The following is a 24,711-nucleotide window of genomic DNA, read 5'->3' as shown; positions in this document are numbered from 1 at the left end:
ATGGGCCCGTTCGAGGCCCATGCAGGGCACCCCTTCCAACAACGGCGCCTGTTCTAACACCCATGTGTGATGGACTTTGGGCGGGACGCAATCCGGGCAATGCCGTAGGGAGCCGGGACGGCGCACCTAGGGACGCCAGGGCTTGCGCTCCGCCTCGGCGCGTTTGGCCGCGCTGCCCTTGGCCCGGCCGATCTCGCGCGTGAGGGCGTAGAGCGCCTCCTTGAGGCCGAGGCCCGACACGGCGGAGAGCGCGAGCGGCTTCTTGCGGGCCGCCTTCTCGAGCTCCGCCACGCGTTGCGCCAGCATCTCCGCGTCGATGGCATCGATCTTTGACAGCGCCACGATCTCCTTCTTCTTGGCGAGGTCTCCGCCATAGGCTTTGAGCTCGCGCCGCACGGTCCGGTAGGCGCCGGCCACGTCCTCCTGCGTCGCGTCGACGAGATGCAGCAGGACCTGCGTCCGCTCGACATGGCCGAGAAAGCGCGTGCCGAGCCCGGCCCCGTCATGAGCGCCTTCGATCAGTCCCGGAATGTCGGCCAGCACGAAATCGCGCTCGCCCGCGCGCACGACGCCGAGGTTGGGATGCAGCGTCGTGAACGGGTAGTCGGCGATCTTGGGCTTTGCGGCGGAGACCGCTGCGAGGAAAGTCGATTTGCCGGCATTGGGCAGTCCCACGAGGCCCGCGTCCGCGATCAGCTTGAGGCGCAGCCAGATCGTGAGCTCGTCTCCCGGGAGCCCCGGATTGGCGTGCCGCGGCGCCTGGTTGGTCGCGCTCTTGAAGTGCGCGTTGCCGAACCCGCCGTTGCCCCCGTGTGCGACGACGAAGCGTTGCCCCACATCCGTCAGCTCCGCGAGCACCGTCTCCTGGTCCTCCGCGAGCACCACCGTTCCCGGCGGCACCTTGACGATGCAGTCGCGGCCGTTGGGACCCGCGCGGTTGCGGCCCATGCCGTTGGTGCCGCGCTCGGCCTTGAAGTGCTGCTGGTAGCGGTAGTCGATCAGCGTGTTGAGATTGTCGACGCACGCGATGATGACATCCCCGCCGTTGCCGCCGTCGCCGCCATCAGGGCCTCCGAACTCGATGAACTTCTCGCGCCGGAACCCGACGCATCCGTCGCCACCGTCGCCGGCCTTGATGTAGATCTTGGCGAGGTCGAGGAATTTCATGCGGTGAGCCTCCATAGGACGGCCATCACTGGCCGGTTGAGCTCATAGCACTGCGTGGGAATTTCCGCCTGCCGCGCGTCGCACCAGACGGAGTGCGCGCCCTTGAGCCGGAAGCCGAGCTTGCGGATGACGCCCGCGGAGGCGAGGTTGTCGTCGAAATGGCAGCACGTGAGACGTTTGAAGCCGCCGTCCGTGAAGCAGTGGCGCACGAGGGCGGCTGCGGCCTCGCTGGCGAACCCGCGTCTCCACCACGGCCGCCCGATCCAATACCCGATCTCGGCCGACGACCTGTCGTCGTCGGGGATATAGCCGATCGCGCCGACCAGCGCCCCTTCGAACGTCACCGCGCGCACGAACTCCCCGGGCGCGAGCGCCGCCATCCATTCGCGTGCGAGATCTTCCGAATAGGGATAGGGGATCTGCGCCGTCATGCGCGCGATGTCCCAGTCGCCGGCGAGGCGCGCCAGATCGGGCGCGTCGCTGTCGTCGAGCTCGCGCAATACGAGCCGCCGGGTCCTGATCGGCTTGGACATTGGGATCCGTTCGCTTCGAGCCTTGAGCATAGGCGGCACGATAAAATGCAAAAGGGGGGATGGCGCCCATCCCCCCTCAGCTGTTGGTTAAGCCCGGCGCGCCTACTCGGCCGCTTCGACCTTCTGGGGCAGCACGGAAATGTAGATGCGCCCGTTGCGCTTGGTCTCGAAGGCGACCGTACCTTCGGCGGTGGCGAAGATGGTGTGATCGGTGCCGATGCCGACGTTCGTGCCCGGATGCCATTGCGTGCCGCGCTGGCGGCAGAGAATGTTGCCGGGCAGGACGTGCTCGCCGCCGTACCGCTTGATGCCGAGACGCTTCGAATGCGAGTCGCGGCCGTTCTTCGTCGAGCCGCCGGCTTTCTTTTGTGCCATGGGGGGAAGTCCTTCTGATGGGGAGCAGCGTCCTGGCGCGCTCCGCTGTCCTTAGCCGGTGATGCCCGTGATGCGGATCGTCGAGAGATCCTGGCGATGCCCACGCTTCCGGCGCGAGTTCTTGCGGCGGCGCTTCTTGAAGGCGATCAGCTTCGGCCCGCGCGTATGCTCGACCAACTCGGCGGTGACTTTCGCGTCCGAGGGGAGCGCTTTGCCGGCCTTGACGTCGGCACCGCTGCCGACGAGCAGCACTTCGAGCTCGATGTTCCTGCCGGCGTCCGCGTCGAGCTTCTCGACGGTCAGGACGTCGTCCTTGGCGACGCGATACTGCTTGCCGCCTGTCTTGATGACAGCGTACATGGGTCTGGCCTCTTTCCGCGCTCTTGCGCTCTGGGTCTGGTCCGCGCCCTGTGGTGCCACGAAAAATCGTGAACTTTCAATGGATTGCTTCGAAGTGCAACCTGAACCTCGGGCAGCGCTCTATGACGCGGCAAACCTCCGGTCCGCCGCGCTGGCGCTCTTATGAGCGACACGCCCTGAAAAGTCAATCGAGGGGCGGGCCCCGGACTCCGTCCGCACCGCGAGCGCGGCGGGGGCTCCTTCGGGCGTTTCGCTGTCGCTCGACACGCTAGTCGCTGTCCTGGATCAGGTCATGCGGAAACGGAGACCGCGCGTGCTTGACGGCATCGGAATTGAGCCTACCTGTAGGTCTCCGTCGAAAAACATCTGCCGCGCGGTTGGAGGCCGCCCTCCTCATGCTGTCCGCTGCGCCTGCCTCTTTGAGCCGCGAGCCGATACCGGTTCTCGATACGGGTCCCTCGTTTGCCATGGAGACGCTGGTGGCGCACGAGGCGCGCGCGCACGCGCTGCTCGACCTTGCGACCGGGCCGCTGCCCTCGGCGGCGTTGCGCCAGCTCGACAAGGTCTCGCGCCGTTGGCTCTCCAAGTGGAAGAATGCGCACCTGGCGGAGATCGACGCCATCGCGGCGCGCCTTGCGCGTCCCGGCGCCTATTTCTTCTCGGTCAACTATGAATGGGCCTGCACGTGCCGCGTCGCGCCGGGGCCGGACCGCAAGAGCGCGCGCCTGATCCGCGTGCTCGACTGGCGCACGCCGGGGCTCGGCCGCAACGTCATCGCGGCACGGGTTCGCGGCCCGGAAGGCCGCTCCTTCGTGACGCTGACCTGGCCCGGTTATACAGGCGTGCTGACGGGCATGGCGCCCGGGCGCTTTTCGGCCGCGCTGAACCAGGCGCCGATGCGCAAAGCCGTGGGGTTCTACGTTCTCGACTGGGCCGTGAGCCGCCGCCGCGTCTGGACCATGCCGCATCCGACCCCGGCCCACCTTCTCAGATCCGTGTTCGAGGACGCCGCCGACTATGCCGAGGCCCGGGAGCGGCTCACCCGGGCGCCGATCTCGACGCCGGCCATCTTCTCTCTCGCCGGTCTGACGCCCAGCGAGACGGTCGTCATCGAGCGCACGGAGACGGACGCGCGCGTGCATGTGGGCGCCAACGTCGCCGCCAACCATTGGGAAGCGACGGGCTGGCGCGGCCGGCCGCGCGGCGAGCGAAGCGCCGAGCGCGCCGCCATGATGCACCGCATCGTCCCCGACCTCGCGCCCGATTTCTCCTGGCTCGCCCCACCTGTGCTGAACCCCGCCACCCGGATCGCCATGGTCGCCGATGCGTCCGAGGGACGCCTCGTGGCACAGGGGTTCGAGGCCATGCGCCCGGCCACGGAGCCGCTCGAGCTTGAAGCTTAGGACGCCGCACGCGCGGGCTCGTTAAGCATCAGGCGTGTTGCGCTAGACCGTCCCGCAAGGGGGGCATGTCATGCGCTCAGGATGGGTGTAGAGTGCCGGAAGCCGAACAGACATTCGCCCGCTCGGGAGCGAGCGGCCGTCAGACGGCGTGAAGCCGGAAGGCGGGCAAGCAAACAGGAGGCTTCGCCATGGACGACCTCTTCGAGCACGCGATGGAAAGCGAGCGTGACAAGGCCATCAACGGCTTCTACACGCACTTCATCGTCTTTCTGTCGGTCATCGCCGGCCTGGCGCTGATCAATCTCGTTTCCGGCGACCGCTTCTGGATCCAATGGATCGTTCTCGGCTGGGGCGTCGGCATCGCGTTCCACGCGTTCATGATCTTCGTCCGCCGTCCCCAGCAGGAGCAGAAGCTGCGCGAATTGCGGAGAGCGCGCGAGGAGCAACGCCTTTCGAACGGCCAGCCGGCACCCACGTCGCCCGCCGACGAGCCCGGACCGTCCGCCTGAGCCACGGTACGAGCGGCAACAAAAAAAGGCGTCAGGCCGGCTGACCTGACGCCTTTTCGGTGTGCTTGCTGCGCCTCTAGAGAGTTTCCGTTTCAGATGGAAACAGCGGTTCGACATGCGCAAGCCCGTCTGGACTCCGGCCTTCGCCGGAGTGACGTTGAGTTTGCGTAGCCCGCCTGCATACAAATGACGTCATCCCGGCGCAGGCCGGGATCCAGACACGCCAATTGCTCGCATGACCATGTTTCCACCTAAGTCGGAACGACTCTAGAACAGCCCCTCGATCTGGCCCTTGTCGTTGAGGCGGATGCTATCCGCCGACGGCACCTTGGGCAGGCCCGGCATGGTCATGATCTCGCCGGTGATGACGACCACGAACCCGGCACCCGCCGAGAGCCGCAGCTCGCGCACCGGCACGATATGCCCGGTCGGCGCGCCGCGCTTGGTCGGATCCGTCGAGAACGAGTACTGCGTCTTGGCCATGCAGACCGGCAGGTGGCCGAAGCCCAGGGCCTCGAGCTCCTTGAAGCGGGCTTCGACCGAGGCGTCGCAGGAGATGTCGGCGGCCCGATAGATCTCGGTGGCGATGGTCTTCACCTTGTCGCGCAGCTTCATCTCCTCCGGATAGAGCGGCTTGAACGCCGACTTGCCCGAGTTGGCGATCTCGACCACGTGCTGCGCGAGCGTCTCGGTGCCCTTGCCGCCGTCGGCCCAGTGCGTACACACGAAAGCGCGCGTGCCCATGCTCTCGGCCGCCTTCATGACCTCCTGGATCTCCGCGTCCGTGTCGGTGATGAAGCGGTTGATCGCGACCACGGCCGGAACGCCGAACTTGTTCACGTTCTCGATATGGCGGTTGAGGTTCTCGCACCCCTTGGCGACCGCGGCGACGTTCTCGCCCTTGAGGTCGTCCTTCGCCACGCCGCCGTGCATCTTGAGCGCGCGCACGGTGGCGACGATCACGGCCGCAGCCGGCTTGAGCCCCGCCTTGCGGCACTTGATGTCGAAGAACTTCTCGGCGCCGAGGTCGGCGCCGAAGCCCGCTTCCGTGACGACGAAGTCCGAGACCTTGAGCGCACTCTTGGTGGCGAGCACCGAGTTGCAGCCGTGCGCGATGTTGGCGAACGGGCCGCCATGGATGAACGCCGGATTGTTCTCGAGCGTCTGCACCATGTTCGGCATCAACGCGTCCTTGAGCAGCACGGCCATGGCGCCGTCGGCCTTGAGATCGCGCGCCCGGATCGGCGTCTTGTCGCGCGTGTAGGCGACGATGATGTCGCCGAGCCGCCTCTCGAGGTCTTTGAGGTCGGACGAGAGGCAGAGGATGGCCATCACCTCGGATGCGACCGTGATGTCGAACCCGTCCTGGCGCGGGTATCCGTTCGCGACGCCGCCGAGCGAGTTGACGATCTGGCGCAGCGCGCGGTCGTTCATGTCGAGAACGCGGCGCCATTCGACGCGCCGGCTGTCGATGCCGAGCTTGTTGCCCCAGTAGATGTGGTTGTCGATCAGGGCGGCGAGAAGGTTGTGGGCGCTCGTGATCGCATGGAAGTCGCCGGTGAAGTGGAGGTTGATATCCTCCATCGGCACCACCTGCGCATAGCCGCCGCCGGCCGCGCCGCCCTTCATGCCGAAGCTCGGTCCGAGCGAGGGCTCGCGCAGCGCGCACATCGCTTTCTTGCCGATGCGGTTGAGGCCGTCGGTGAGACCGACGGTCGTCGTCGTCTTGCCCTCGCCGGCAGGTGTGGGGCTGATGGCCGTGACGAGGATCAGCTTGCCGTCGGGGCGCGTGCCGAGCGCGTTGATGAAGTCGAACGACAGCTTGGCCTTGGTGGAGCCGTAGGGAATGAGAGCATCGGCGGGAATTCCGAGCTTCGCCGCCACTTCCGTGATCGGCTTCATCTTGGCTTCACGCGCGATCTCGATGTCTGATTTCACCGTCAAGGGGTTCCCTCCGAATGGACGTTTTCTGTGATCGGTCCCATTTCGAGCGGGCCGAGGTGGCCGGATATTGGCTTTTTGTACGTGCTTCGCCAAGCGGGTCGCGAAAAATTAGACACGATGACGCGACGGGGCCGCCGGTCCCGCGGGCCCCAGGGTTTGAATGAAGGTGAATCTGGCACCAATGACCCCGGAACCCCCCGTCCGCCGTTTGCATGACGAGCAACTTGCGCTCAAAAAGGAGGCCCCCTGAGTGACGAAGCCGGAGCCCGCCGGTGTTACGGACCATGAGAAGCGCCAGACTATGAGAGCAGAATGGTAACCACGACCGCCGTAGAGGACCTTGCCACCATCCGCGACTGGCTGCGCTACGCGACGAGCCGCTTCACCGAGACGGGTCTCGCGTTCGGTCATGGCACCGAGACGCCGCTCGACGAGGCGGCCTTCCTCATCCTGACGGCCCTGCATCTTCCGATCGACCAGCTCGAGCCCTGGCTGAACGCGCGGCTGACGCATGCGGAGCGCCAAAGGCTCGCCGACCTCATCGAGGCGCGCATCTCAACCCGCAAGCCCGCGCCCTACCTCGTCAACGCGGCCTGGATCAAAGGCCACAGGTTCTACGTCGACGAGCGTGTGATCGTGCCGCGCTCCTATATCGGCGAGCTTCTGGACGACGGCCTGTCCGCCGTCGTCGCCGATCCTGATGGCATCGAGAGCGTACTCGATCTGTGCACGGGCTCGGGCTGCCTCGCCATCCTGGCTGCGCTCGCGTTTCCGAATGCGGCGGTCGATGCGGTCGACATTTCTGCCGACGCGCTGGAGGTGGCGAAGCGCAACGTGTCCGATTACGGCCTTGGGGAGCGCGTGACGCTTTACCGGTCGGACCTCTTCGCCGCGTTGGGCGCCAAGACCTACGACCTGATCATCTCCAACCCGCCGTATGTCACCGCCGCCGCCGTTTCGTCGTTCCCGCCGGAATACAAAGCCGAGCCACGGCTCGCGCATCTCGGCGGCGACGACGGCATGGACCTCGTACGCCGCATCCTGGCGGACGCTGCTGTTCACCTGAATCCTGAGGGGATGTGCGTCGTCGAGATCGGCATGGGCCGGGAGACGCTTGAAACCGAATACCCCGATGTGCCGTTTCTGTGGTTGGATACGGAGCAAAGCGAGGGCGAGCTGTTCGCACTGCCCGCCGACGCGCTCCGAGCTTTGAGAGACGAATCCTGATCGCGAGAGGCGCATGACCGAAGGCCCCGATGACGGCTCCCGGAAGCACCGGGAGCTGATGCTCCGGATTGCGCGGCGTCCCGGCTTCTGCTGTTGCTGCATTTGCCTGCGGCGCGAGGACAGGCGGCGGGCCCGGCGTGTCTTCCGCCTGACGCGCCGCGTCATCCGCGGCTGGGACAAGGATCGCGCGACTGCGCTGAAGCGCGAGGCCGAGGGCCTGACGCAAGACCGGCCGTGACAAAGAGGGGTTTTCCATGAGCGGCTCCGGTCGAAGCGCCCGTCGCGGGGGGATCTCCTTGGGCTGGCGTGTCTGGACCCCGGCCTTCGCCGGGGTGACGTCATGTATTGCTGAAGCCGCTCGCCCAAACCTCAACGTCACCCCGCTGAAGAGCGGGGTCCAGACACGTCTCCGCAATGCGCGGGGGTTCCTTCTTCTTGCTTTCGCCGCCCTTGTGCTCACCGGCGCACCGCTGCACGCTGCCGGGCCCATCGTCATCAAGTTCAGCCACGTCGCGGCGCCCCAGGCGCACAAGAGCCGCGCCGCCGAGCACTTCAAGACGCTGGCCGAACGCTACACGGACGGCCGCGTGCGCATCGAGCTCTACCCCAACTCGCAGCTTTACAAGGACAAGGAGGAGCTCGAGGCCCTGCAACTCGGCGCCGTGCAGATGCTGGCGCCGTCGGTGTCCAAATTCGGGCCGCTCGGCATCAAGGCCTTCGAGGTGTTCGACCTGCCCTACATTTTCGCGGGCTATGACGAGCTGTCAAAGGTCACCGAGGGCGAGATCGGGCGCGAGCTTCTCGACCGCCTGAAGTCGAAGGGCCTCGTCGGCCTCGCCTACTGGAATAACGGCTTCAAGATCCTCTCCGCCCACAGCCCCCTCTATGGCCCCGACGACGTGCTCGGCCTCAAGATGCGCATTCAGGCTTCGAAGGTGATCGAGGCCCAGATGTGGGCGCTGGGCGCCCTGCCGCAGGCGCTGGCGTTCTCGGAGGCCTATCAGGCGCTCTCGTCGGGCGTGGTCGACGGCACCGAGAACACGCCGGCCAACATGTACAACCAGAAAATGTACGAGGTGCAGAAGCACGCAACGCTGACCAACCACGGCTATCTCGGCTACGCGGTGATCTCGAACGACAAGTTCTGGAGCGGGCTCCCGGCCGACATCCGCGCGAGCCTCGAGCGGGCCATCGCCGAGACGACGCCCGTCGCCAACAAGCTCGCCCTCGAGGAGAACGAGCACGCGCTCGACGAGATGCGCCGATCCGGAAAGACCACGTTCCACGAGCCCGCACCCGAGGAGCGCGCGGCCTGGATGGCGGCACTGCTGCCCGTGCACGACGAGATGGCCTCCCGCGTCGGCCGCGACCTCATCGACCGCATCTACGCTGTCACCGGCCACAAGCCACCGACGCAATAACGCGGAAGCGCCCTCACGCGTCCACCAGCACCTTAAAGCCGCCCATCGACATTTTCTTGAAGTCGAACGGCATGGACTTGGGATCCATCCCCCCGAGACGTTTGTCGCTCATCACCTTGGCATTGACCTGATTGCGTTGCGCCTTCGAACGGTAGACGATCCACGAGAACACGGCCGTCTCGTCGGGCTTCAGCTTCAGGAGCTTGGGGAACGGCCGCCCGTAGGGCAAGTCGAGGTCGTCACCAACGCATTCGCGGTATTCGAGGGCCCCGTGCTCTTTCCAGACCTTGCCGGCTATCTTGGCCAGCTTCTTGTACGCCTCGATTTTGTCGGTCGGCACGATCAGCAGAAATCCGTCGACGTAAGCCATGGCAATCTCCTTCGGCGTTTTTCTCCCCTAGGACGAACCTAAGGGCGCCGCGCCGACATCGCCAGCCGGCCGGAAATACGGAGGGGGGTGCGCAGGCATCAAGGGCCGTGACGGCAGGCGCGACCCGTGCCATGTCATGGCGAAACAACAAAACCGCGCGGGACATGCCCCCGCGACCACGGGAGGACCGATGAGGGACCGCTGGCGCGACGCCACGCGTCTGCTCGACCATCTGGAGGAGATCATCATCGCGACGCTGATCGGCGCCGCGACGCTTCTTATTTTCGTGGCCGTCGCGCAGCGCTACGGCCTCTCGGGCGTGGCTTCCGTCTACCGCTGGTCGCGCGCCGAGGACATTCCCTGGCTGACGGGCTTTACGAAAAGCCTGTTCTTCACCCTCGCCTACGTGCGGCTCACCTGGGCGCAGGAGCTGTGCATCTTCATGATCGTCTGGATGGCCAAGTTCGGCGCGGCCTACGGCGTGCGAACCGGCATCCACGTCGGCGTCGACATCCTCGTCGAGACCCTGACCGGAAACGCAAAGCGCGCGATGATCGTTGCCGGCCTGCTGGCCGGCGCGCTGTTCACCGTCATCATCGGCACGCTCGGCGCCCATCTCGTCTGGCACATCGCCCGCACGGGGCAGACCTCCGCCGTGCTCGAAGTGCCGATGTGGCTCGTCTATCTCGCGGTGCCGCTCGGCTCCTACTTGATGTGCTTCCGCTTTCTCGAGGTTGCGTGGCACTTCTGGAAAACGGGCGAGAGGCCCCACCACGATCCCGGCAAGGTGGAAGGCATCGACCAGCCAACCCCTGCGGAGGGGGCGCGATGACGGCGGCCTTCATTTTCCTGCTGCTGGTTGCGCTGCTGCTGGTCGGCATGCCGGTCTCAATCGCGCTCGGCCTGACCGTGCTTACTGTCCTCTTCGCGCTGACGGACGTCCCCCTCGATGCCGTCGCGCTCAAGCTCTTCACCGGCATCGAGAGTTTCGAGTTGATGTGCGTGCCGTTCTTCATCCTCGCTGGAAACTTCCTGACTCACGGCGGCGTCGCGCGCCGCATGATCCGCTTCGCGACGGCCATGGCCGGCCATTGGCCGGGCGGCCTCGGCCTCGCCGCCGTCGTTGCCTGCGCCATCTTCGCCGCCGTCTCCGGCTCGTCGCCCGCAACCGTCGTTGCCATCGGCTCCATCATGATTCCGGCTATGGTGGCGCGCGGCTACCCGAAGAGCTTCGCCGCCGGCGCGGTCGCATCGGGCGGCGTGCTCGGTATCCTCATCCCGCCGTCCATCGTCATGGTGCTCTACAGCGTCGCCACCGCCGGAATGCTGGCGGAGGGACCGACCGGCGAGCGCGTGCATTCCGCCTCCGTCGACGATCTCTTCATGGCGGGCGTTGTCCCGGGCTTCGTGCTGGCGACGCTGCTCGGCCTGACGACGGTCTGGCTGGCCCGACGCCGCGGCTACCCGCGCACCGAGCGCCAGCCCTGGAGCGAGCGCCTCGCGTCGTTTCTCGATTGCTTCTGGGGACTTGCGCTGATCGTGATCGTCATGGGCGGCATCTACGGCGGCATCTTCACGCCAACGGAGGCAGCCGCCGTCAGCGCCGTCTACGCATTCGTCGTCGCCGTCTACATCTATCGCGATCTGGCGCTGAAGGACGTGCCGCGCGTGTTGCTCGCCTCCGCCAGCATGAGCGCCATGCTGCTCTACATCATCACCAACGCGGTGCTGTTCACGTTCCTGCTCACCCATGAGCAGATCCCGCAGGCCATGGCGGACTGGCTGATCCACCAGGGCTTCGGGCCCGTGACGTTCCTTCTGGTGGTGAACGTGATCCTGTTGCTGGCTGGCTGCGTGATGGAGCCGGCATCCGTCACGCTGATCCTGGCGCCGATCCTGTTCCCGGTCGCTGCTAAGCTCGGCATTGACCCGGTCCATTTCGGCATCATCATGGTCGTGAATATGGAGATCGGCATGCTGACGCCGCCGGTGGGATTGAATCTCTACGTCGCGAGCGGCATCTCGCGCCTGGGCCTCACCACGCTTTCGGTCGCGGTGCTGCCCTGGCTCGCGACCATGCTGGCCTTTCTGATGCTGGTGACGTTTTGGCCCGCGCTCTCGCTCGCCCTGCCGCGCTGGCTCGGCATGATGTGAGGAGGCGGAACGACGTAAGGTTAACGCTTGCACTATCGTCTGATGTCGAACATTTGCCGGCTGCAGTACAACTGGCAGTGCGGGTCTTCCGACGTCGGACGAGGTGACAATGGCGGATAAGCGCGCTCATGGGCTCGAGAAGGAGCTGGCCCGTCTTGGCGAGTGCAAGGAGCGCCTCAAGGCGGGCTATCGGGAGACGTTCGAGCACGCCGGTGTGGGAATTGCCCACGTCACCCCGGAGGGCCGCTTTCCTGGAGGCCAACAACCGCTTCTGCGAGATGATGGGATTGAAGCCGGATGCGCTTCCCCTCCTTCGCTTTCAGGACATCACCTTCCGCGACGATGTCGACGCGAACCTGTCCATGCTGAAGGGCTTGCTGCGGGGCGAGATGGCGGGCTACCGCATGCAGAAGCGGTACGTCCGGTCGAACGGGGAGTTGTTCTGGGCTGATCTGACGGTCTCTGCTGTTCGGGACGAGGAAGGCAGGCCGGTCAAGCTGATCTCCATCGTGAACGACATCACGCGGCAGAAAGCCGACGAGGATCGCCTCAAGTTCGTGATGGGCGAGCTGTCCCACCGGACGAAGAATTTGATAGCGGTCATTCAGGCGATCGTTAACCAGACCTGCGCCTCCTACGGGTCTTCCGAGGACATTTGCGCCGTGCTGCTCGATCGACTGGCGGGGATCGCGGCCTCGCAGGATGCGCTGGCCATTGGCCAAGGCGAGCGGGCCAGGATGTGCGAGTTGGTCACGCTTCAGCTCGCGGTGTTTCTGCCGCCGGAGGATGACCGGATCGAGGTGGACGGGCCCGAGATGGAGCTTTGCGCCGCAGCGGTGCGAGCGATCGGTATGGCGCTGCACGAGTTGGCGACCAACGCCTGCAAATACGGAGCTCTGTCGACGACCCGCGGCCGCGTCGCCATCAGGTGGAGCGTCGACACGGCCGAAACCGGTGCGTTTCGCCTGTCATGGTCGGAACGCGGCGGACCCGAGGTCAAGCCTCCCAAGCGCGCGGGCTTTGGACGCATGGTCGTCGAGCAGATGGTCGCGACATCGACGGGCGGCCAGGTCAAACTGGCATTCGATCCGGGAGGGATCGAATGGGTGCTTGAGGCACCGCTCTCCACCGTAAGAGCATAAGCGATACGGGGCCGTTGGCTTAGACCATGATCACTTCAGGCCCTATCGGCCTGAAGTGTGACTCATCGGTCTCATCAAAAAGAGAGAGGGCGTGATCCCGATTCAATCAAAAATGATCACGCTCTAGCCGAACGCGCCCCAGTGATGAGAGATGCCGGTGCCGATCTCGCGCACGAGCTCGTAAGCCGTCTCCATGGGTTCGAGGATCTCGGTCTCGATGCGCCCGTAATCGTCGATGCCCTTCGGCAGGTAGGTCGCCTTTTCGACAAACAGGCCGTCGTCGCGCGGGTCGTCGACGCGCCGCGGAAACGCTTCGCGCATCACCTGCACCACCTCGGGAATTTCGAGGCTGAGCGCCTTGCGTACGATCTCGGCGTGCGTCACCTCGTTGGTGGGCGTGAAACGCGGAAGCTGCGCGGTCAGGATGAAGATGCGCATGATAAGCGCGGCGCGGATCGCCTGCAGAAGGTCGAGCTCGAGGCGGTGATCGTCGGGGATCTTGCCGCCCTCGAGACCGATCTCCTCGAGGATCTGATGCAACTCGATGGCGTCGAGCCGCAGATAGTGCGCAAGCCCGGCAATCTTCTGCGCCCGGTCGTCGTCGAGCAGTTGCTCGGCCAGGAACTTGAACGCCGCGTCGAGATGCGGCTCGCGCCCCCACGAGGCGCGCTGCGCCCAGAAGCCGGGGTCGAACAGGATGGCGTTCGCGCCGACGGCGTTGAGGCTCGAAAGCTGTTTGGCCCGCGCGATCATCTCGATCAGCGGCAGAAAGCGCGGTGAGTGCTTCGCCATCTCGATGAAACGCTCGCGCTCGCTGCCGACGGCCGCGCCGAGCCCCGCCACGACGTTCGCCACATAGCCGAACTGCTGCAGGATGGCGTTGTTCGGGATGGCGCGCATGCGCGCCGGGTCGCCGCGGTCGGAATGGTGGTCGCCTTGCCGCTTCACCGGGCGCGAGCCGGTCTTGAACAGGAGGTTGGCCCCGAACGCGCCGAGCAGCGCCCGGTAGCCCGGATGCGCGAAAAGCTCCTGCTGGTAGTCGCGCAGCCGGATCTGGAAATCGAGCGCGAGGTTGATGTCCGTGTAGAACGCATCCTCGCCCTCGCCGGGATCCTTGCCGCTCATGATGATGGTGGCGAGCGCCCGTTGCGCGAACGCGCGGTTGGCGAAGAAGAGATACCCGTCGCCGCCCTGGAAGCTCGTCTCGTGCTTCACCGGCAGGCCGTGCTGGAAGAAGCGCCAGCGCGATTCGCCCGGAAACACGTAGCGCAGCCGCCGCCTGAGCGGGCCGGGGTGCGCGCCCCGCCCCATGCTCTCGCCGTGCGTCGAGAAGATGAGCGTCTCGACGTCCTTGAGGTTCGCTTTGCGGATCACCTCGGCGAGGCCGTGGTGGAGGCGCTCGTGCGCGAGCCCCGCCGCGATCTGTCCGATGAAGCGGCCGGCGTCGGAATAGCCTGTCTGCACCGCGATCCGTCCGCGCTTCGTCACGTAGTCGCGGTAGTCCTTTTCCGCGAGCAGACGCTCGACGAGGCGCGGGCCGGTCTCGAGCGCGGCCGGCGTCTCGAACAGCGGCGAGATGTCGACGATCTCCGACACGCCGAACAGCTTGGCGAAGTAGACGGCGATCAGGATCGTCGCCGGGCTCTCGCATTCCGCGATGAGGTAGCGGATCGGCGTATCGCGGTCGATGTGCTTGGCGATCTGTGCGGCGAGCGCGAACTGCCGGATCGCCGTCGCGTTCTCGAGGTCGAGCGTCTCGAAGTTGACGGTTTCCGGCTTCACCGAATGGATCATCTCGACGATGCGCGCGAGCGCCTGCCGCTCCGTGAGATCGCGCGTCCAGCTCTCGTGCACGAAGGCGCGGAACGCATTGTTGATCTGCACCGCGTTGACGCGCACGTGGATGTGGCTCATGCCGAGGCCGGTCGCGCGGAGCAGCCCCGCGAGGGAGGCGACGGCGATCTTCGCCTGCGTGCCGGGCGCCGCTTCCACGATCTGGTCGAGCAGCGTCAGGATGGGCTCGGCGCTGACGAGGTTGTGCCCGTCCTGCTGCGTGATGGCGTTGGCGGCATGCGCCAGCGTGAAGCCCTTCTTGCCGATGCTTTCGAGCGCCCTCACCTGCGCTTCAGAGGCGGCGATGCCGAGATCGAGCTTGCCCGTGACCTGGCGGGCGAGGCGCACCATCTCCGCGCCCTCGCCGAGGACGGGCTTTAGCGCCAGGAATCGCGCGCGGATGTCCGACAGCGCCGCCACCTTCTCCCGGAGGCGGACGACGAACGAGAAGGTCCACTTGATATCCGTGCGCCCGTCGAGGTCGTAGCCGACCCAAGAGGCGATGGTGGCGAGCTGCGGATCGGCCTTGAAGGCGCGGTCGCCGTATGCCTTGTGGGCCGTGGCGAAGAAGTCGGCGAGAAGATCGGTATAGGAATCGCGAATGTTGCGGATCGCGCTTTGCACGCGGTCGTGCTCGTAGCCGAGCGTCAGCACCTCGTCTGGGCGGTGGGGAAGGCCGATGGTATGTCCTTTGTCCGTCCCCGACATGGCGATCTCGGCCATGCGGTTGGACAACGCTTCCGAAAGACCGAACGTCGGGTGGGCCGTGAACACGATGCCGTTGCGAGCGCGCGAAAAGCGCGCCTTGAACGCCTCGAAGTCGGCCTCGCTCTTGCCCGTCGCGAACTCGGCGACGAAGTCGGAGAATTCCTTGTGGGTCGCGGCCTCGGATTCGACGCCGATCTGCTCCTTGAGCAGCAGCGCGCGATGGACATAGGCGCTGTCCATGAGGCGCGTCGCAAGCGTGCTGAGATCGGCGAACGTGATGTCGCCGGCCTCGAGCCGTCGCGACAGGTCGAACGCGACGCTGACGATCGGATTCAAGGTCGGCTGATCGGGGATCTGCGCCCGAAGAGCCTTGAGCTCGGCGCGCAGCGCCGTCTCATCGAGCGTCTGGCTGCCGGGGGACGGCTTCTTCGTCATCGTATTCTCCTCGACCGCCCCGCGTCACGGGGCTCGTGCAGTGAGTCCCAAGGCAGAAGGAAGGAGCCCGGCGGCCGCGAGACCGCCGGGTTGTCGGGCCGGCCCCGCCATCGGGTGCACGGCCGGCCCGAACCCAAAGCGCTACCGGAAAGTGGAACCGGCGTTCCGGAAGACGCGCGTGGGGCGAAAGCCTGGACCCATGACCGCTTCGGACCTTGCCGGTCCGAAGCGTAAATCACAGGACCACGCTCTAGGCCGCCTTGCGGGCGGCGAGCACCTTCTGAACCGTGGCGCCCATCTCCGACGGCGTGGGCGCGATCTCGACGCCGCAGTCCCGGAGGATGTCCACCTTCTCAGAGGCCGCCTCGCCGAACGCCGAGACGATGGCGCCCGCATGCCCCATGCGCCGGCCCTTGGGGGCCGAGAGACCGGCAATGTAGGCGACGACCGGCTTCTTGAAGTGGTCGCGGATGTAAAGGCCGGCCTCCGCTTCCTGCGGGCCGCCGATCTCGCCGATCATCATCACCGCATCCGTGTCGGGGTCCTCGGCGAAGTGCTCGAGCACGTCCCTGAACGAGGAGCCGTTGATCGGGTCGCCGCCGATGCCGACCGAGGTCGAGACGCCGATGCCGAGCGCCTTGAGCTGGGCGGCGGCCTCGTAGCCGAGGGTGCCGGAGCGGCCGACGATGCCGACGCGGCCCGGGGCATAGATGTGGCCCGGCATGATGCCGAGCATCGCCTTGCCGGGCGAGATGGTGCCGGCGCAGTTGGGCCCGGTGAGAACCATGCGGTTCGCCTTCTTGTAGCGGCGCATGTAGCGCTTCACGCGGATCATGTCCTGCGTCGGAATGCCGTCGGTGATGCAGACGCAGTATCTGATGCCGGCGTCGGCCGCTTCCATGATCGCGTCGGCCGCGAACGGCGGCGGCACGAACACGATCGAGGCTTCGGCCTTGGTCTCGTCGACCGCGCCTTTCATGGTGTTGAACACCGGGCGGCCGAGGTGGGTGGTGCCGCCCTTGCCGGGCGTCACGCCGCCGACCACGTTGGTGCCGTAGTCGATCATTTCCTGGGCGTGGAAAGTGCCGATGCGGCCCGTGAAGCCTTGCACGAGGATCGGCGTGTTCTCGTTGATGAAGATTGCCATCGTTTCCTCCTTACGCAGCTTTCTTGGCTGCGGCCACGGCCTTGTTTGCCGCATCTGCAAGCGTCTCGGCGCTGATCATGGTGAGGCCGCTCTGATCGATGATCTTGCGGCCTTCCTCGACGTTCGTGCCGGCGAGGCGCACGACGATCGGAAGCTTGATGTCGAGGTCCTTGATCGCGTCGACGACGCCCTTCGCCACCCAGTCGCAGCGGTTGATGCCGGCGAACACGTTGACCAGGATCGCCTTGACGTTCTTGTCGCGCAGCACCGCCTTGAACGACTTCGTCACGCGCTCGGGGCTCGCGCCGCCGCCGATGTCGAGGAAGTTCGCCGGCTCTCCGCCTGCGAGCTTGATCATGTCGAGCGTCGCCATGGCGAGGCCCGCGCCGTTCACGATGCAGCCGATGTCGCCGTCGAGGCCCACGTAGGAGAGGCCGCGGTCGTTGGCATAGGTCTCGCGCGTGTCCTCCTGGCTCTTGTCGCGCAGCTCCGCGATCTGCGGACGGCGGAAGAGCGCGTTCTCGTCGAAGCTCATCTTGGCGTCGAGCGCGACGATGGCCTTCTGCTTGGTGATCACGAGCGGGTTGATCTCGAGCATGGAGGCGTCGAGATCGCGGAACGCGCGGTAGCAGCCGAGGATGACGCGCTCGAGCTTGCCGATCAGGTCCGGGTCGACGCCGAGGCCGAATGCGACCTCGCGCGCCTGGAACGCCTGCATGCCGACCGCGGGATCGACCTGCACCTTGATGATCGTGTCCGGCTGGCTATGCGAGATCTCCTCGATGTCCATGCCGCCCGCCGCCGACGAGACGACGACGATGCGCTCGGCCGCGCGGTCCATGACGAAGGAGAGATAGATCTCCTTGTCGATGTCGGTCGCTTCCTCGATGTAGAGGCGCGAGACGAGCTTGCCCGCAGGGCCCGTCTGAATGGTGACGAGCTTCTTGCCGAGCAGCCCTTCGGCTGCCGCCTCGACCTCGGTTTCCGAGCTGCACACCTTGATGCCGCCGGCCTTGCCGCGGGCGCCCGAGTGCACCTGTGCCTTCACCACCCATCTCTGTCCGCCGAGCTCGTGGGCGCGATAGACCGCCTGCTCGGGGCTGTAGGCGAGACCGCCGCGGGGGACGGGCACGTTGAACTTCGAGAGAAGCTCCTTCGCCTGGTACTCGTGAATGTCCATGTGGACCTCCTTGGGGAGAGCTGTTTGCTGGCTTCTTTTATTTCGCGCGGGCCGCAGCCGATGCCTTGATCGAGGCGTTCGTGGCGATGAGGTTCTTTGCCATCTTCTCCGAGGCGGCATCGATCATCTTGCCGTCGAGCGAAGCCGCACCCTTGCCCTGGGCCTCGGCCTCCTTGAGCGCGGCGAGGATGCGCTCGGCGCGCTCGACTTCCTTGGCGGTCGGCGAGAACACCTCGTTGGCGAGCTCGATCTGCGAGGGATGGATGGCCCACTTGCCCTCGATGCCGAGCGCGGCAGCGCGCTTGGCGCCGGCGGTGTAGCCGGCCGGATCCGAGAAGTCGCCGAACGGTCCGTCGATCGGACGCAGGCCGAACGCGCGGCAGGCAACCGTCATGCGCGACAGCGCGAAGTGCCACTGGTCGCCCGGGTAGTCGGGATTGAGGCCGCCGATGACGACGGTCCGCGCCTTGTTGAAGGCGGCGTAGTCGGCGACGCCGAAGTGCATGGCCTCGAGGCGGCTCGGTGCGGCGGCGATCGACTCGACGTTCGCCATGCCGAGCGGCGTCTCGATCAGGGCTTCCGTGCCGATCTTGTTGGTGAAGCCCTTGGCCTCCTCGATCTGGCTCACGATGCACTCGACGGTGTAGACGTCGGCCGCGGTGCCGACCTTCGGGATCAGGATGGTGTCGAGCTTGGAGCCGGCCTGCTCCACGATGTCCACCACGTCACGGTACATGTAGTGCGTATCGAGACCGTTGATGCGCACCGACACGGTCTTGCCGGCGCCCCGCCAGTCGAGATCGTTGAGCGCCTGGATGATGTTCTTGCGTGCCTGCTCCTTGTCGGGCGGCGCGACCGCGTCCTCGCAGTCGAGGAACACGTAGTCGGCAGCGCTCGTGAGCGCCTTCTCGATCATCGTCGTGTTGGAGCCCGGCACGGCGAGCTCGGAGCGCTGCAGACGCTGTTTCTTGAGAGGATAGAGAGTGAAGCTCATCGGAACGTTTCCTTATGCATGAGAGCGTTTTTGAGACACTTCGAGACTGCCGGCATGGTCCGCGGCCGCGGACCATCGCGATCAACCCCGTGAAAGGTTTAAAAAAGGCGGCGCGCCTGCGGCGCGCCGCCTCGAAATCAAGCGGCCTTGGAAAGGGCGGGCTTGGTGGCCGTCTTGCTGAAGTACTCGGCCGCCGCGCCCGTGCCCGAGCCGAACTTGACCGGCACGCCGCAGTCCTTGAGCGTCATTTCGACGTTGAAGAGGGCCGTGCCGATCATGCCCTCGTCGAGCGCACCGAGGTGGCCGATGCGGAAGACGCGGCCGTTAAGCTTGTTGAGGCCGGTCCCGAGCGAGGTGTTGTAGCGGAAGAAGGCGGTCTTCAGCACGTCGTTGGCGTCGATGCCTTCCGGCACCAGGATCGCCGACACCGTGTCGGAGTGCCACTTGGGCTCCTTGGCGCAGAGCTTGAGGCCCCAGGCATCGACGGCGGCGCGCACGCCGGTGGCGAGCCGCTTATGGCGCGCGATGATGTTGTCGAGGCCTTCCGCGAAGATCAGGTCGAGCGAAGCCCTCAGGCCACGGATGAGCTGCGTGGCCGGCGTGTAGGGGAAGAAGCCGAGATCGTTCGTCTTGATCATGTCTTCCCAGGAGAAGAAGCAGCGGTTCATGCGGCCGTTGAGGCTCTTGTTGGCGTCGAGCGCCTTCTGGCTGACGGCGAGGATGCCGAGGCCGGTCGGCAGCATGAAGCCCTTCTGCGAGCCGGAGACGCAGCAGTCCACGCCCCACTCGCCCATGCGCATGTCGAGCGAGCCGACCGACGACACGCCGTCGACGAACAGGAGTGCGGGGTGCTTGGCGGCATCGAGCGCCTTGCGCACGCCGGCGATGTCGGAGGAGACGCCAGTCGCGGTCTCGTTATGCGTGGCGAAGACGGCCTTGATCTCGTGGTTCTTGTCCTTGGCGAGGATATCGGCGTACTTCTCGAGCGGAACGCCCGTGCCCCACTCCTCGTCGCAGAGCTCGACCTTGAGGCCGAGGCGCTCGGCCATGTCGACCCAGAGCAGCGAGAACTGGCCGAAGCGGCTCATCAGAACCTTGTCGCCGACGGCGAGCGTGTTGGTGATCGCCGACTCCCAGGCGCCCGTGCCCGACGACGGGAAGATGAAGACGCGGCCGTCCTTCATCTTGAACACCTTCTTGAGGTCCTCGAACACCGGCAGCGTGAGCTTGGGATATTCGGGGCTGCGCATGTCTTCCATGGGCAGGTTCATCGCCATACGGACGGCGTCGGGAATGTTGGTCGGACCGGGGATGAAAAGGTGCGGCTTCACCATATTGGTCATGTACGTCTCCTCCAGAATAACGTTTCGAGTTTCTTTGCCCCGACCTTAGCGCCTCGATTCCGAAACGTCAGCCGAAACTGACACCTGCTCCGCGCTGGGAGCCAGGGGTCTTGCGGACGTCGTATCGTGTCGCAGATCGCTGTGAATGAAGTCCCCGGGCACGCCTGAGCGCCGTGTCGGAATGAATGCCTTTCGCGACAAGTTTTAACAGCTCGCCAAGCATGCACAACACCCGGAGAGGCATCGGCAGAAGATCTCTTGGGTAGGCTTATGAGCCGCGAGGGCGGTACTGGGAAATGCCCGGTTGGGTAGTTTTCGCCTACCCACCCCTGCGGCAAATTCGGGAGCGTGGCCTGCGGCCGGGCGCGTGCGTCTCGAGCGCGCGGGCATCGCCCCTCAGCGCGGATCGCGCTGCTGAGACTGCTGTGTCATGAACAAGGCCACCGCCATGGCACGGTTGTGCACGTCGAGTTTATCGTAGAGGTTCTTGAGGTGATACTTAACCGTGTTGCGCGAAATGCCGATGCGCGCCGCGATCTGCAGGTTGGACCAGCCGTCCGCGAGCGCCGCCAGAAGCTCGCGCTCGCGCATGGTGAGGACATCGAGCGGATCGTTGCGCGCCGCTTCCATGTCCACGTAGGGAAAGGAGACGCGTCCATGCGAGACGGATGAGATCGTCTCCATGAGCACCTCCGGCTCATCGCACTTCGACATGAAGCCCCACGCCCCCGCCTTGATGGTGCGCCTGAGGACGTCGAGTCCCGGCTCTCCCGTGTAGACGATCGCCCGTGCGGGCGAGCGTCGCCGCTTGAGCTCGGCGAGGATGTCGCCGCCGGTCATGTCCGGCAGCGCCCAGCCGAGGATCGCGATCTCGACCTCGGCCGGATGCGCCTGCATGCGCTCGAGCAGCGCCGTCCCGTTCGGGACGGTGGCCGTCACGGTGAAGCGTCCGTCGCGCGTGATGATGTCGACGAGCCCCGTGCGCACCACGGGGTTCTTGTCGGCGATCGCGATGTTGCGGCGAATTTCTTTCGGCATCGGATGGAGGACGTTCCAAAGCGGGGAGGAGGCGAGGACCGCCCGGCTTCCCGGTCTCACGGGCACTTTATCTGCACCTGGGGCAATCGGGCCAGCCCTATCGGGGTGCATAGCAAACGAAGCGAGCAGCCCGCCCCGTGGTCGGTGGCCGCCCCTAGGCACCGGCCGTCTGCGCCGTGTCCCGGAAGTGCGAGGTGGCCCGGACGAGCTCGTGGACGATGCCGGGCTCCGTCATGGCATGCCCCGCGTCGGGAACGATACGCAACTCGGCCGATGGCCACGCCTTCTTGAGATCCCATGCGGCGCGAATGGGGGTGACGACATCGTAGCGGCCATGGACGATGATGCCGGGGATCCCGGCCAGGCGGTGTGCCTCTTTGAGCAGGGCGCCGTCCTCGGCGAAGAAGCCGCCGTTGACGAAGTAGTGGCACTCGATGCGGGCGAAGGCGAGCGCGTAGTCCGGATTGGCGAACGAGCGCACGCGCATCGGATCCTCGATCAACGACAGCGTCGTGCCCTCCCAGACGCTCCAGGCTTCGGCGGCGGGCATGTGGACCTTCGGGTCCGGATCGGTGAGGCGCCTGTAATAGGCGCCGATCATGTCGCCGCGCTCGTCTTCCGGGATGAGGCGCGTGAAGGCGTCCCACGCCTCCGGGAAGAGGGCGCTGCAACCGTCCTGGTAGAACCAGGCGAGCTCGCTCTGGCGCAGGAGGAAGATGCCGCGCAGCACGAGCGACGTGACGCGCTCCGGATGCGTGACCGCGTAAGCGAGCGACAGCGTCGAGCCCCATGAGCCGCCGAAGAGCTGCCAGCGCGGAAGGCCGAGGTGACGCCTCAACCGCTCCATATCGGCGACGAGGTGCCAGGTCGTGTTGGTCTCGATCGACGCATTCGGCGTGGAGCGGCCGCACCCGCGTTGGTCGAGCAGGATGACGCGATAGTGCTGCGGATCGTGGAAGCGCCTCATGGCCGGATTGCAGCCGCCGCCGGGCCCGCCGTGCACGATCAGCGCGGGCGCTCCGTTCGGATTTCCGCACTCGGCGAAATAGAGCGTATGCCCGTCTCCGGTCTCGAGAAAGCCCTCGTTGAAAAGCTCGCGCGGCGGATAGGGCGTGAAGCGGTCTTGGGACGGCATGATCGTTTGGTCCAGGTCTGCTCGCGCTCGAGGCTCCGGGGTTGAGACCGCCGCCAGCCGCGAGTCTCGCGGAGGTGGTCGTCGCGCCTCAGAGTTTCTTGCGCCGGTGGTGGCGCATTTCGCGATCGTAGAGGATTTCGCCGCCCGGCACGCGGATGTCGCGCACGAGCTCGAGCAGGTTGCGCGAGGGCGCGGGCGTGGCATAGGCGACCGCGACGGCGGCGATCGCGCCTGCCGGAAGCCCGATGGCGGCCGCCAGCGCCCCGTCGGTGCCCGTAAGCCCCGCTTCACCCGCGACGATGGCGAGCACGGTGACGCCGAACCCGGTCGCGAGGCCGGCCGCGGCGCCGAACGCGTTGAGGCGCTTCCACCAGATGGAGAGCACGAGCACCGGAAACGCGGACGCCCCGGTGAGCGCGATCGCCCAGAGCATTAGCTTCAGCGGATCGGTCGGCGCCGCGAGCGCGATCAGCCCCGCGAGCGCCGCGGCCGCTCCGAGCGCCAAGCGCGCCACGATGAGCCGCGGGCCGGATTTCACCGGCTGGGACGCAAGCCCGTAAACGATGTCCTCGGAGAGGATGTTGCCGAGCGCGACGGCGACAGCGCCGGTGGTCGCGAGCGCCGCCGCGACGACGCCCCCCGCGGCCAGATAGACGAGGGCTGCCGGCATCTCTGCGACGATCGGCAGGCTGAGCAGCACGTCGTCGCGCGAGACGCTGAAGCTCGCGAGCGTGGGACGCCCGGCTTCCGCCGACACGGTGAGGATGCCGCGCTCCTGCAGCGTTTCGAACCATGGCGGGAAGCGCACGGGGCCTGCCGCCGTCACGATGTCGGTCAGGTAGTCGCGCATGAAGATTGCGATCGCACCGATCGTGAGCATCGCGATGCCGAACAGCAGCGTGGCCCAGCCGAGCGACTTGCGCGCTTCATACACGCCGGGCGTCCCGGCGACGCGCGGCAGCAGCCATGGCGCGCACGCGAGCCCCGAGGCGAGCGACAGCATGACGATCACGAAGGCGAGCGGCCCCACGCTGCCGAACGCGTCGGAATAGCGCTTGGCGATGAGCGACAGCCCCTCGCCGGGCATGTCGAACGCCAGGGCCGGCGGCAGGATGATCGGCAGGCCCTGTGCCGCTTCCGCCCGCGCGACCGTGCGCAGCACGGGCCCGGCGGACAGTTGCGGTAGCGGCAGGTTGGTGACGATCACGGCGACGATGACCACCGGAACCAGAAGCGCGATGAGCGCGGCGAGGCTCTGCGCCGCCGATGACCAGGCGAGCGAGCGCATGCCCCCGGCCGCAAGCGTGACCGCGACCGTCGCGACCAGCCCCATCACCGCGACGGACTGCGGCATCGGATGGAACCATGTCGCCGCATGGGCGCCGATCCGCAGCTCCGCCGCCATGAGCAGCAGCATCGGAACGGCCAGGATCCCGCCCGCCAACAGCCTCAGCACGTGGCTGTCGAAACGCTTGCCGAGATAGCTCGGCACGGTGAACGCACCGAACTTGCGGAAGAAGGCCGCGAGCGCCACCGCCATCACCACAAATCCCGCAAGGCCGCCGATGACCATGCACAGCGCGTCGAACCCGATCAGGAAGAAGACGCCGGTGAGCGCGACGAGCCCCGTGGCGCCGAGCGCGGTCTGCGCCAGCGCGAGCCCGGTGTAGAAGGCGGGCACGCGCCGTCCCGCCGCGAAGTAGTCGATCGGCTCCTGCGTATAGGCCACGATGCCGATGGCGGCATAGAGCGCGATCGGCCCGAGGAACATCATGAGGCGCAACGCCTCGTCGCTGACGCCCAGTCCTTCGAGGATGAGCGTCATCAGCGCCAGCGCGGCGAACGCGCTCATGAAGATGCCGAAATACGTCCCGAGGCGCGGATTAACGTAGCCGGTACGGCGGGCGAACGGCATGCCTCAGCGCTCCGCCCGGACACCGCGCGTCCGGGAGCGGCAATCCTCAGACATCCTCATGCGCCCCGTGCCAGTGGTCGATCGCGTCCTGGCGATTGACGAAGCTCGCCACCGTGACGACCGCGATCAGCACGATGCCGTGCAGGCAGAGGAAGTAGCCGAGCGGAAATCCCATGAACCTGCTGTCGTTGAGGCGGCCGGCATAGAGAGGGAGCACGATGATGACGGCCAGGAACGGCACCAGGCTCGCCAGCATCTGCCACTTCGTGTGCCGCCAATAGGGCTTTCGCTCGCGCCGTTCGATCATGACGGGTTCCCCGGTTTGCCGTTGCGGTCACGATGACGTGCGCGGGACTTGTGGTTCCATTGAGGCGATAC

23 protein-coding genes are annotated in these 24,711 nt (G+C 66.2%); 8 read left to right on the top strand and 15 right to left on the bottom strand.

The features are described from left to right. Nucleotides 1-126: 126 nt before the first annotated feature. The 4 genes from obgE to rplU form a co-directional block, all read right to left on the bottom strand. A complete protein-coding gene (gene obgE, locus V7082_RS10315) occupies nt 127-1,167 on the bottom strand; it encodes a GTPase ObgE (protein ID WP_334148227.1) in 1,041 nt (346 codons plus the stop codon). Beyond that, nucleotides 1,164-1,700 (bottom strand): GNAT family N-acetyltransferase, encoded by a 537-nt coding sequence (locus V7082_RS10310; protein ID WP_334148225.1) that lies wholly within the window; start codon nt 1,698-1,700, stop codon nt 1,164-1,166. The genes obgE and V7082_RS10310 overlap by 4 nt, the downstream gene beginning before the upstream one ends. Nucleotides 1,701-1,802: 102 nt before the next feature. Continuing rightward, nucleotides 1,803-2,075 (bottom strand): 50S ribosomal protein L27, encoded by a 273-nt coding sequence (rpmA, locus tag V7082_RS10305; protein ID WP_334148223.1) that lies wholly within the window; start codon nt 2,073-2,075, stop codon nt 1,803-1,805. A 51-nt stretch (nt 2,076-2,126) separates the two neighbouring features. Next, complete coding sequence (gene rplU, locus V7082_RS10300; RefSeq protein ID WP_334148221.1) at nt 2,127-2,435, bottom strand: 50S ribosomal protein L21; 309 nt, start codon at nt 2,433-2,435, stop codon at nt 2,127-2,129. A gap of 395 nt (nt 2,436-2,830) precedes the next feature. On the opposite strand from rplU, the gene V7082_RS10295 reads away from it, so the two are divergent. Both V7082_RS10295 and V7082_RS10290 read left to right on the top strand, forming a co-directional pair. Continuing rightward, the gene (locus V7082_RS10295) at nt 2,831-3,838 is read left to right on the top strand and encodes a hypothetical protein (RefSeq protein ID WP_334148219.1); all 1,008 of its coding nucleotides are present in this window, start codon (nt 2,831-2,833) and stop codon (nt 3,836-3,838) included. Nucleotides 3,839-4,026: 188 nt separating this feature from the next. Continuing rightward, entirely contained in the window at nt 4,027-4,347 is a 321-nt protein-coding gene (locus tag V7082_RS10290) for a 2TM domain-containing protein (RefSeq protein ID WP_334148217.1), read from the top strand. Nucleotides 4,348-4,614: 267 nt separating this feature from the next. Here V7082_RS10290 and V7082_RS10285 read toward each other — a convergent pair whose 3' ends face one another. Further along, a complete protein-coding gene (locus V7082_RS10285) occupies nt 4,615-6,249 on the bottom strand; it encodes a formate--tetrahydrofolate ligase (protein ID WP_442909778.1) in 1,635 nt (544 codons plus the stop codon). A 354-nt stretch (nt 6,250-6,603) separates the two neighbouring features. Between V7082_RS10285 and prmB the strand changes: the two genes are divergently transcribed. The 3 genes from prmB to V7082_RS10270 are packed head-to-tail and all read left to right on the top strand — an operon-like array spanning nt 6,604 to nt 8,939. Further along, nucleotides 6,604-7,518, top strand: a complete 915-nt coding sequence (gene prmB / locus V7082_RS10280) for a 50S ribosomal protein L3 N(5)-glutamine methyltransferase (protein ID WP_334148213.1) — start codon at nt 6,604-6,606, stop codon at nt 7,516-7,518. A 13-nt stretch (nt 7,519-7,531) separates the two neighbouring features. Further along, a complete protein-coding gene (locus V7082_RS10275; RefSeq protein WP_334148211.1) occupies nt 7,532-7,756 on the top strand; it encodes a hypothetical protein in 225 nt (74 codons plus the stop codon). A 16-nt stretch (nt 7,757-7,772) separates the two neighbouring features. Next, complete coding sequence (locus V7082_RS10270) at nt 7,773-8,939, top strand: TRAP transporter substrate-binding protein (RefSeq protein ID WP_334148209.1); 1,167 nt, start codon at nt 7,773-7,775, stop codon at nt 8,937-8,939. 13 nt (nt 8,940-8,952) lie between these two features. Here V7082_RS10270 and V7082_RS10265 read toward each other — a convergent pair whose 3' ends face one another. Beyond that, the gene (locus V7082_RS10265) at nt 8,953-9,309 is read right to left on the bottom strand and encodes a DUF1428 domain-containing protein (protein ID WP_334148207.1); all 357 of its coding nucleotides are present in this window, start codon (nt 9,307-9,309) and stop codon (nt 8,953-8,955) included. 190 nt (nt 9,310-9,499) lie between these two features. On the opposite strand from V7082_RS10265, the gene V7082_RS10260 reads away from it, so the two are divergent. The 3 genes from V7082_RS10260 to V7082_RS10250 all read left to right on the top strand — a co-directional run bounded on the left by V7082_RS10260 (nt 9,500) and on the right by V7082_RS10250 (nt 12,605). Beyond that, nucleotides 9,500-10,141, top strand: coding sequence for a TRAP transporter small permease (locus V7082_RS10260; protein WP_334148205.1), 642 nt, complete (start codon nt 9,500-9,502; stop codon nt 10,139-10,141). Continuing rightward, nucleotides 10,138-11,463, top strand: coding sequence for a TRAP transporter large permease (locus V7082_RS10255; protein WP_334148203.1), 1,326 nt, complete (start codon nt 10,138-10,140; stop codon nt 11,461-11,463). Before V7082_RS10260 ends, V7082_RS10255 begins: the two co-directional genes overlap by 4 nt. Before the next feature lie 221 nt (nt 11,464-11,684). After that, nucleotides 11,685-12,605 (top strand): HWE histidine kinase domain-containing protein, encoded by a 921-nt coding sequence (locus V7082_RS10250; protein ID WP_334148201.1) that lies wholly within the window; start codon nt 11,685-11,687, stop codon nt 12,603-12,605. Between the two features lie 123 nt (nt 12,606-12,728). Here the strand turns inward: V7082_RS10250 and V7082_RS10245 are convergent, their stop codons facing one another. The 9 genes from V7082_RS10245 to V7082_RS10205 all read right to left on the bottom strand — a co-directional run bounded on the left by V7082_RS10245 (nt 12,729) and on the right by V7082_RS10205 (nt 24,640). Continuing rightward, nucleotides 12,729-15,581 (bottom strand): phosphoenolpyruvate carboxylase, encoded by a 2,853-nt coding sequence (locus tag V7082_RS10245; RefSeq protein ID WP_334148200.1) that lies wholly within the window; start codon nt 15,579-15,581, stop codon nt 12,729-12,731. A gap of 250 nt (nt 15,582-15,831) precedes the next feature. Continuing rightward, nucleotides 15,832-16,728 (bottom strand): succinate--CoA ligase subunit alpha, encoded by an 897-nt coding sequence (gene sucD / locus V7082_RS10240; protein ID WP_334148198.1) that lies wholly within the window; start codon nt 16,726-16,728, stop codon nt 15,832-15,834. Between the two features lie 10 nt (nt 16,729-16,738). Continuing rightward, the gene (locus tag V7082_RS10235; protein ID WP_334148197.1) at nt 16,739-17,908 is read right to left on the bottom strand and encodes a malate--CoA ligase subunit beta; all 1,170 of its coding nucleotides are present in this window, start codon (nt 17,906-17,908) and stop codon (nt 16,739-16,741) included. Between the two features lie 37 nt (nt 17,909-17,945). Continuing rightward, on the bottom strand, nt 17,946-18,902 hold the full coding sequence (locus V7082_RS10230; protein ID WP_334148195.1) for an HpcH/HpaI aldolase/citrate lyase family protein: 957 nt from the start codon (nt 18,900-18,902) through the stop codon (nt 17,946-17,948). A gap of 137 nt (nt 18,903-19,039) precedes the next feature. Then, nucleotides 19,040-20,245: an aminotransferase class V-fold PLP-dependent enzyme gene (locus tag V7082_RS10225; protein WP_334148193.1), complete on the bottom strand. Its 1,206-nt coding sequence runs from the start codon at nt 20,243-20,245 to the stop codon at nt 19,040-19,042. Nucleotides 20,246-20,641: 396 nt separating this feature from the next. Next, nucleotides 20,642-21,283, bottom strand: coding sequence for a response regulator transcription factor (locus V7082_RS10220; protein WP_334148191.1), 642 nt, complete (start codon nt 21,281-21,283; stop codon nt 20,642-20,644). A gap of 154 nt (nt 21,284-21,437) precedes the next feature. Continuing rightward, nucleotides 21,438-22,418 carry a prolyl aminopeptidase gene (gene pip, locus V7082_RS10215; protein WP_334148189.1) on the bottom strand — a complete coding sequence of 327 codons (981 nt, stop codon included), beginning with the start codon at nt 22,416-22,418 and terminating at the stop codon, nt 21,438-21,440. A gap of 88 nt (nt 22,419-22,506) precedes the next feature. Continuing rightward, a complete protein-coding gene (locus V7082_RS10210; protein WP_334148187.1) occupies nt 22,507-24,333 on the bottom strand; it encodes a solute symporter family protein in 1,827 nt (608 codons plus the stop codon). A gap of 46 nt (nt 24,334-24,379) precedes the next feature. Next, on the bottom strand, nt 24,380-24,640 hold the full coding sequence (locus V7082_RS10205) for a DUF4212 domain-containing protein (RefSeq protein ID WP_334148185.1): 261 nt from the start codon (nt 24,638-24,640) through the stop codon (nt 24,380-24,382). Nucleotides 24,641-24,711: the final 71 nt, after the last annotated feature.

The organism is Hyphomicrobium sp. (assembly GCF_036833075.1).
Classification (GTDB): domain Bacteria; phylum Pseudomonadota; class Alphaproteobacteria; order Rhizobiales; family Hyphomicrobiaceae; genus Hyphomicrobium_C.
Note: the sequence above shows the minus strand (reverse complement) of the source record. Positions and strands in the feature narration are given on the sequence as shown.

What these genes read in the sequence shown, in the direction of transcription:
- obgE (WP_334148227.1), bottom strand. Translation starts at nt 1,167, where the DNA reads ATGAAATTCCTCGACCTCGCCAAGATCTACATCAAGGCCGGCGACGGT.
- V7082_RS10310 (WP_334148225.1), bottom strand. Translation starts at nt 1,700, where the DNA reads ATGTCCAAGCCGATCAGGACCCGGCGGCTCGTATTGCGCGAGCTCGAC.
- rpmA (WP_334148223.1), bottom strand. Translation starts at nt 2,075, where the DNA reads ATGGCACAAAAGAAAGCCGGCGGCTCGACGAAGAACGGCCGCGACTCG.
- rplU (WP_334148221.1), bottom strand. Translation starts at nt 2,435, where the DNA reads ATGTACGCTGTCATCAAGACAGGCGGCAAGCAGTATCGCGTCGCCAAG.
- V7082_RS10295 (WP_334148219.1), top strand. Translation starts at nt 2,831, where the DNA reads ATGCTGTCCGCTGCGCCTGCCTCTTTGAGCCGCGAGCCGATACCGGTT.
- V7082_RS10290 (WP_334148217.1), top strand. Translation starts at nt 4,027, where the DNA reads ATGGACGACCTCTTCGAGCACGCGATGGAAAGCGAGCGTGACAAGGCC.
- V7082_RS10285 (WP_442909778.1), bottom strand. Translation starts at nt 6,249, where the DNA reads ATGAAGCCGATCACGGAAGTGGCGGCGAAGCTCGGAATTCCCGCCGAT.
- prmB (WP_334148213.1), top strand. Translation starts at nt 6,604, where the DNA reads ATGGTAACCACGACCGCCGTAGAGGACCTTGCCACCATCCGCGACTGG.
- V7082_RS10275 (WP_334148211.1), top strand. Translation starts at nt 7,532, where the DNA reads ATGACCGAAGGCCCCGATGACGGCTCCCGGAAGCACCGGGAGCTGATG.
- V7082_RS10270 (WP_334148209.1), top strand. Translation starts at nt 7,773, where the DNA reads ATGAGCGGCTCCGGTCGAAGCGCCCGTCGCGGGGGGATCTCCTTGGGC.
- V7082_RS10265 (WP_334148207.1), bottom strand. Translation starts at nt 9,309, where the DNA reads ATGGCTTACGTCGACGGATTTCTGCTGATCGTGCCGACCGACAAAATC.
- V7082_RS10260 (WP_334148205.1), top strand. Translation starts at nt 9,500, where the DNA reads ATGAGGGACCGCTGGCGCGACGCCACGCGTCTGCTCGACCATCTGGAG.
- V7082_RS10255 (WP_334148203.1), top strand. Translation starts at nt 10,138, where the DNA reads ATGACGGCGGCCTTCATTTTCCTGCTGCTGGTTGCGCTGCTGCTGGTC.
- V7082_RS10245 (WP_334148200.1), bottom strand. Translation starts at nt 15,581, where the DNA reads ATGACGAAGAAGCCGTCCCCCGGCAGCCAGACGCTCGATGAGACGGCG.
- sucD (WP_334148198.1), bottom strand. Translation starts at nt 16,728, where the DNA reads ATGGCAATCTTCATCAACGAGAACACGCCGATCCTCGTGCAAGGCTTC.
- V7082_RS10235 (WP_334148197.1), bottom strand. Translation starts at nt 17,908, where the DNA reads ATGGACATTCACGAGTACCAGGCGAAGGAGCTTCTCTCGAAGTTCAAC.
- V7082_RS10230 (WP_334148195.1), bottom strand. Translation starts at nt 18,902, where the DNA reads ATGAGCTTCACTCTCTATCCTCTCAAGAAACAGCGTCTGCAGCGCTCC.
- V7082_RS10225 (WP_334148193.1), bottom strand. Translation starts at nt 20,245, where the DNA reads ATGACCAATATGGTGAAGCCGCACCTTTTCATCCCCGGTCCGACCAAC.
- V7082_RS10220 (WP_334148191.1), bottom strand. Translation starts at nt 21,283, where the DNA reads ATGCCGAAAGAAATTCGCCGCAACATCGCGATCGCCGACAAGAACCCC.
- pip (WP_334148189.1), bottom strand. Translation starts at nt 22,418, where the DNA reads ATGCCGTCCCAAGACCGCTTCACGCCCTATCCGCCGCGCGAGCTTTTC.
- V7082_RS10210 (WP_334148187.1), bottom strand. Translation starts at nt 24,333, where the DNA reads ATGCCGTTCGCCCGCCGTACCGGCTACGTTAATCCGCGCCTCGGGACG.
- V7082_RS10205 (WP_334148185.1), bottom strand. Translation starts at nt 24,640, where the DNA reads ATGATCGAACGGCGCGAGCGAAAGCCCTATTGGCGGCACACGAAGTGG.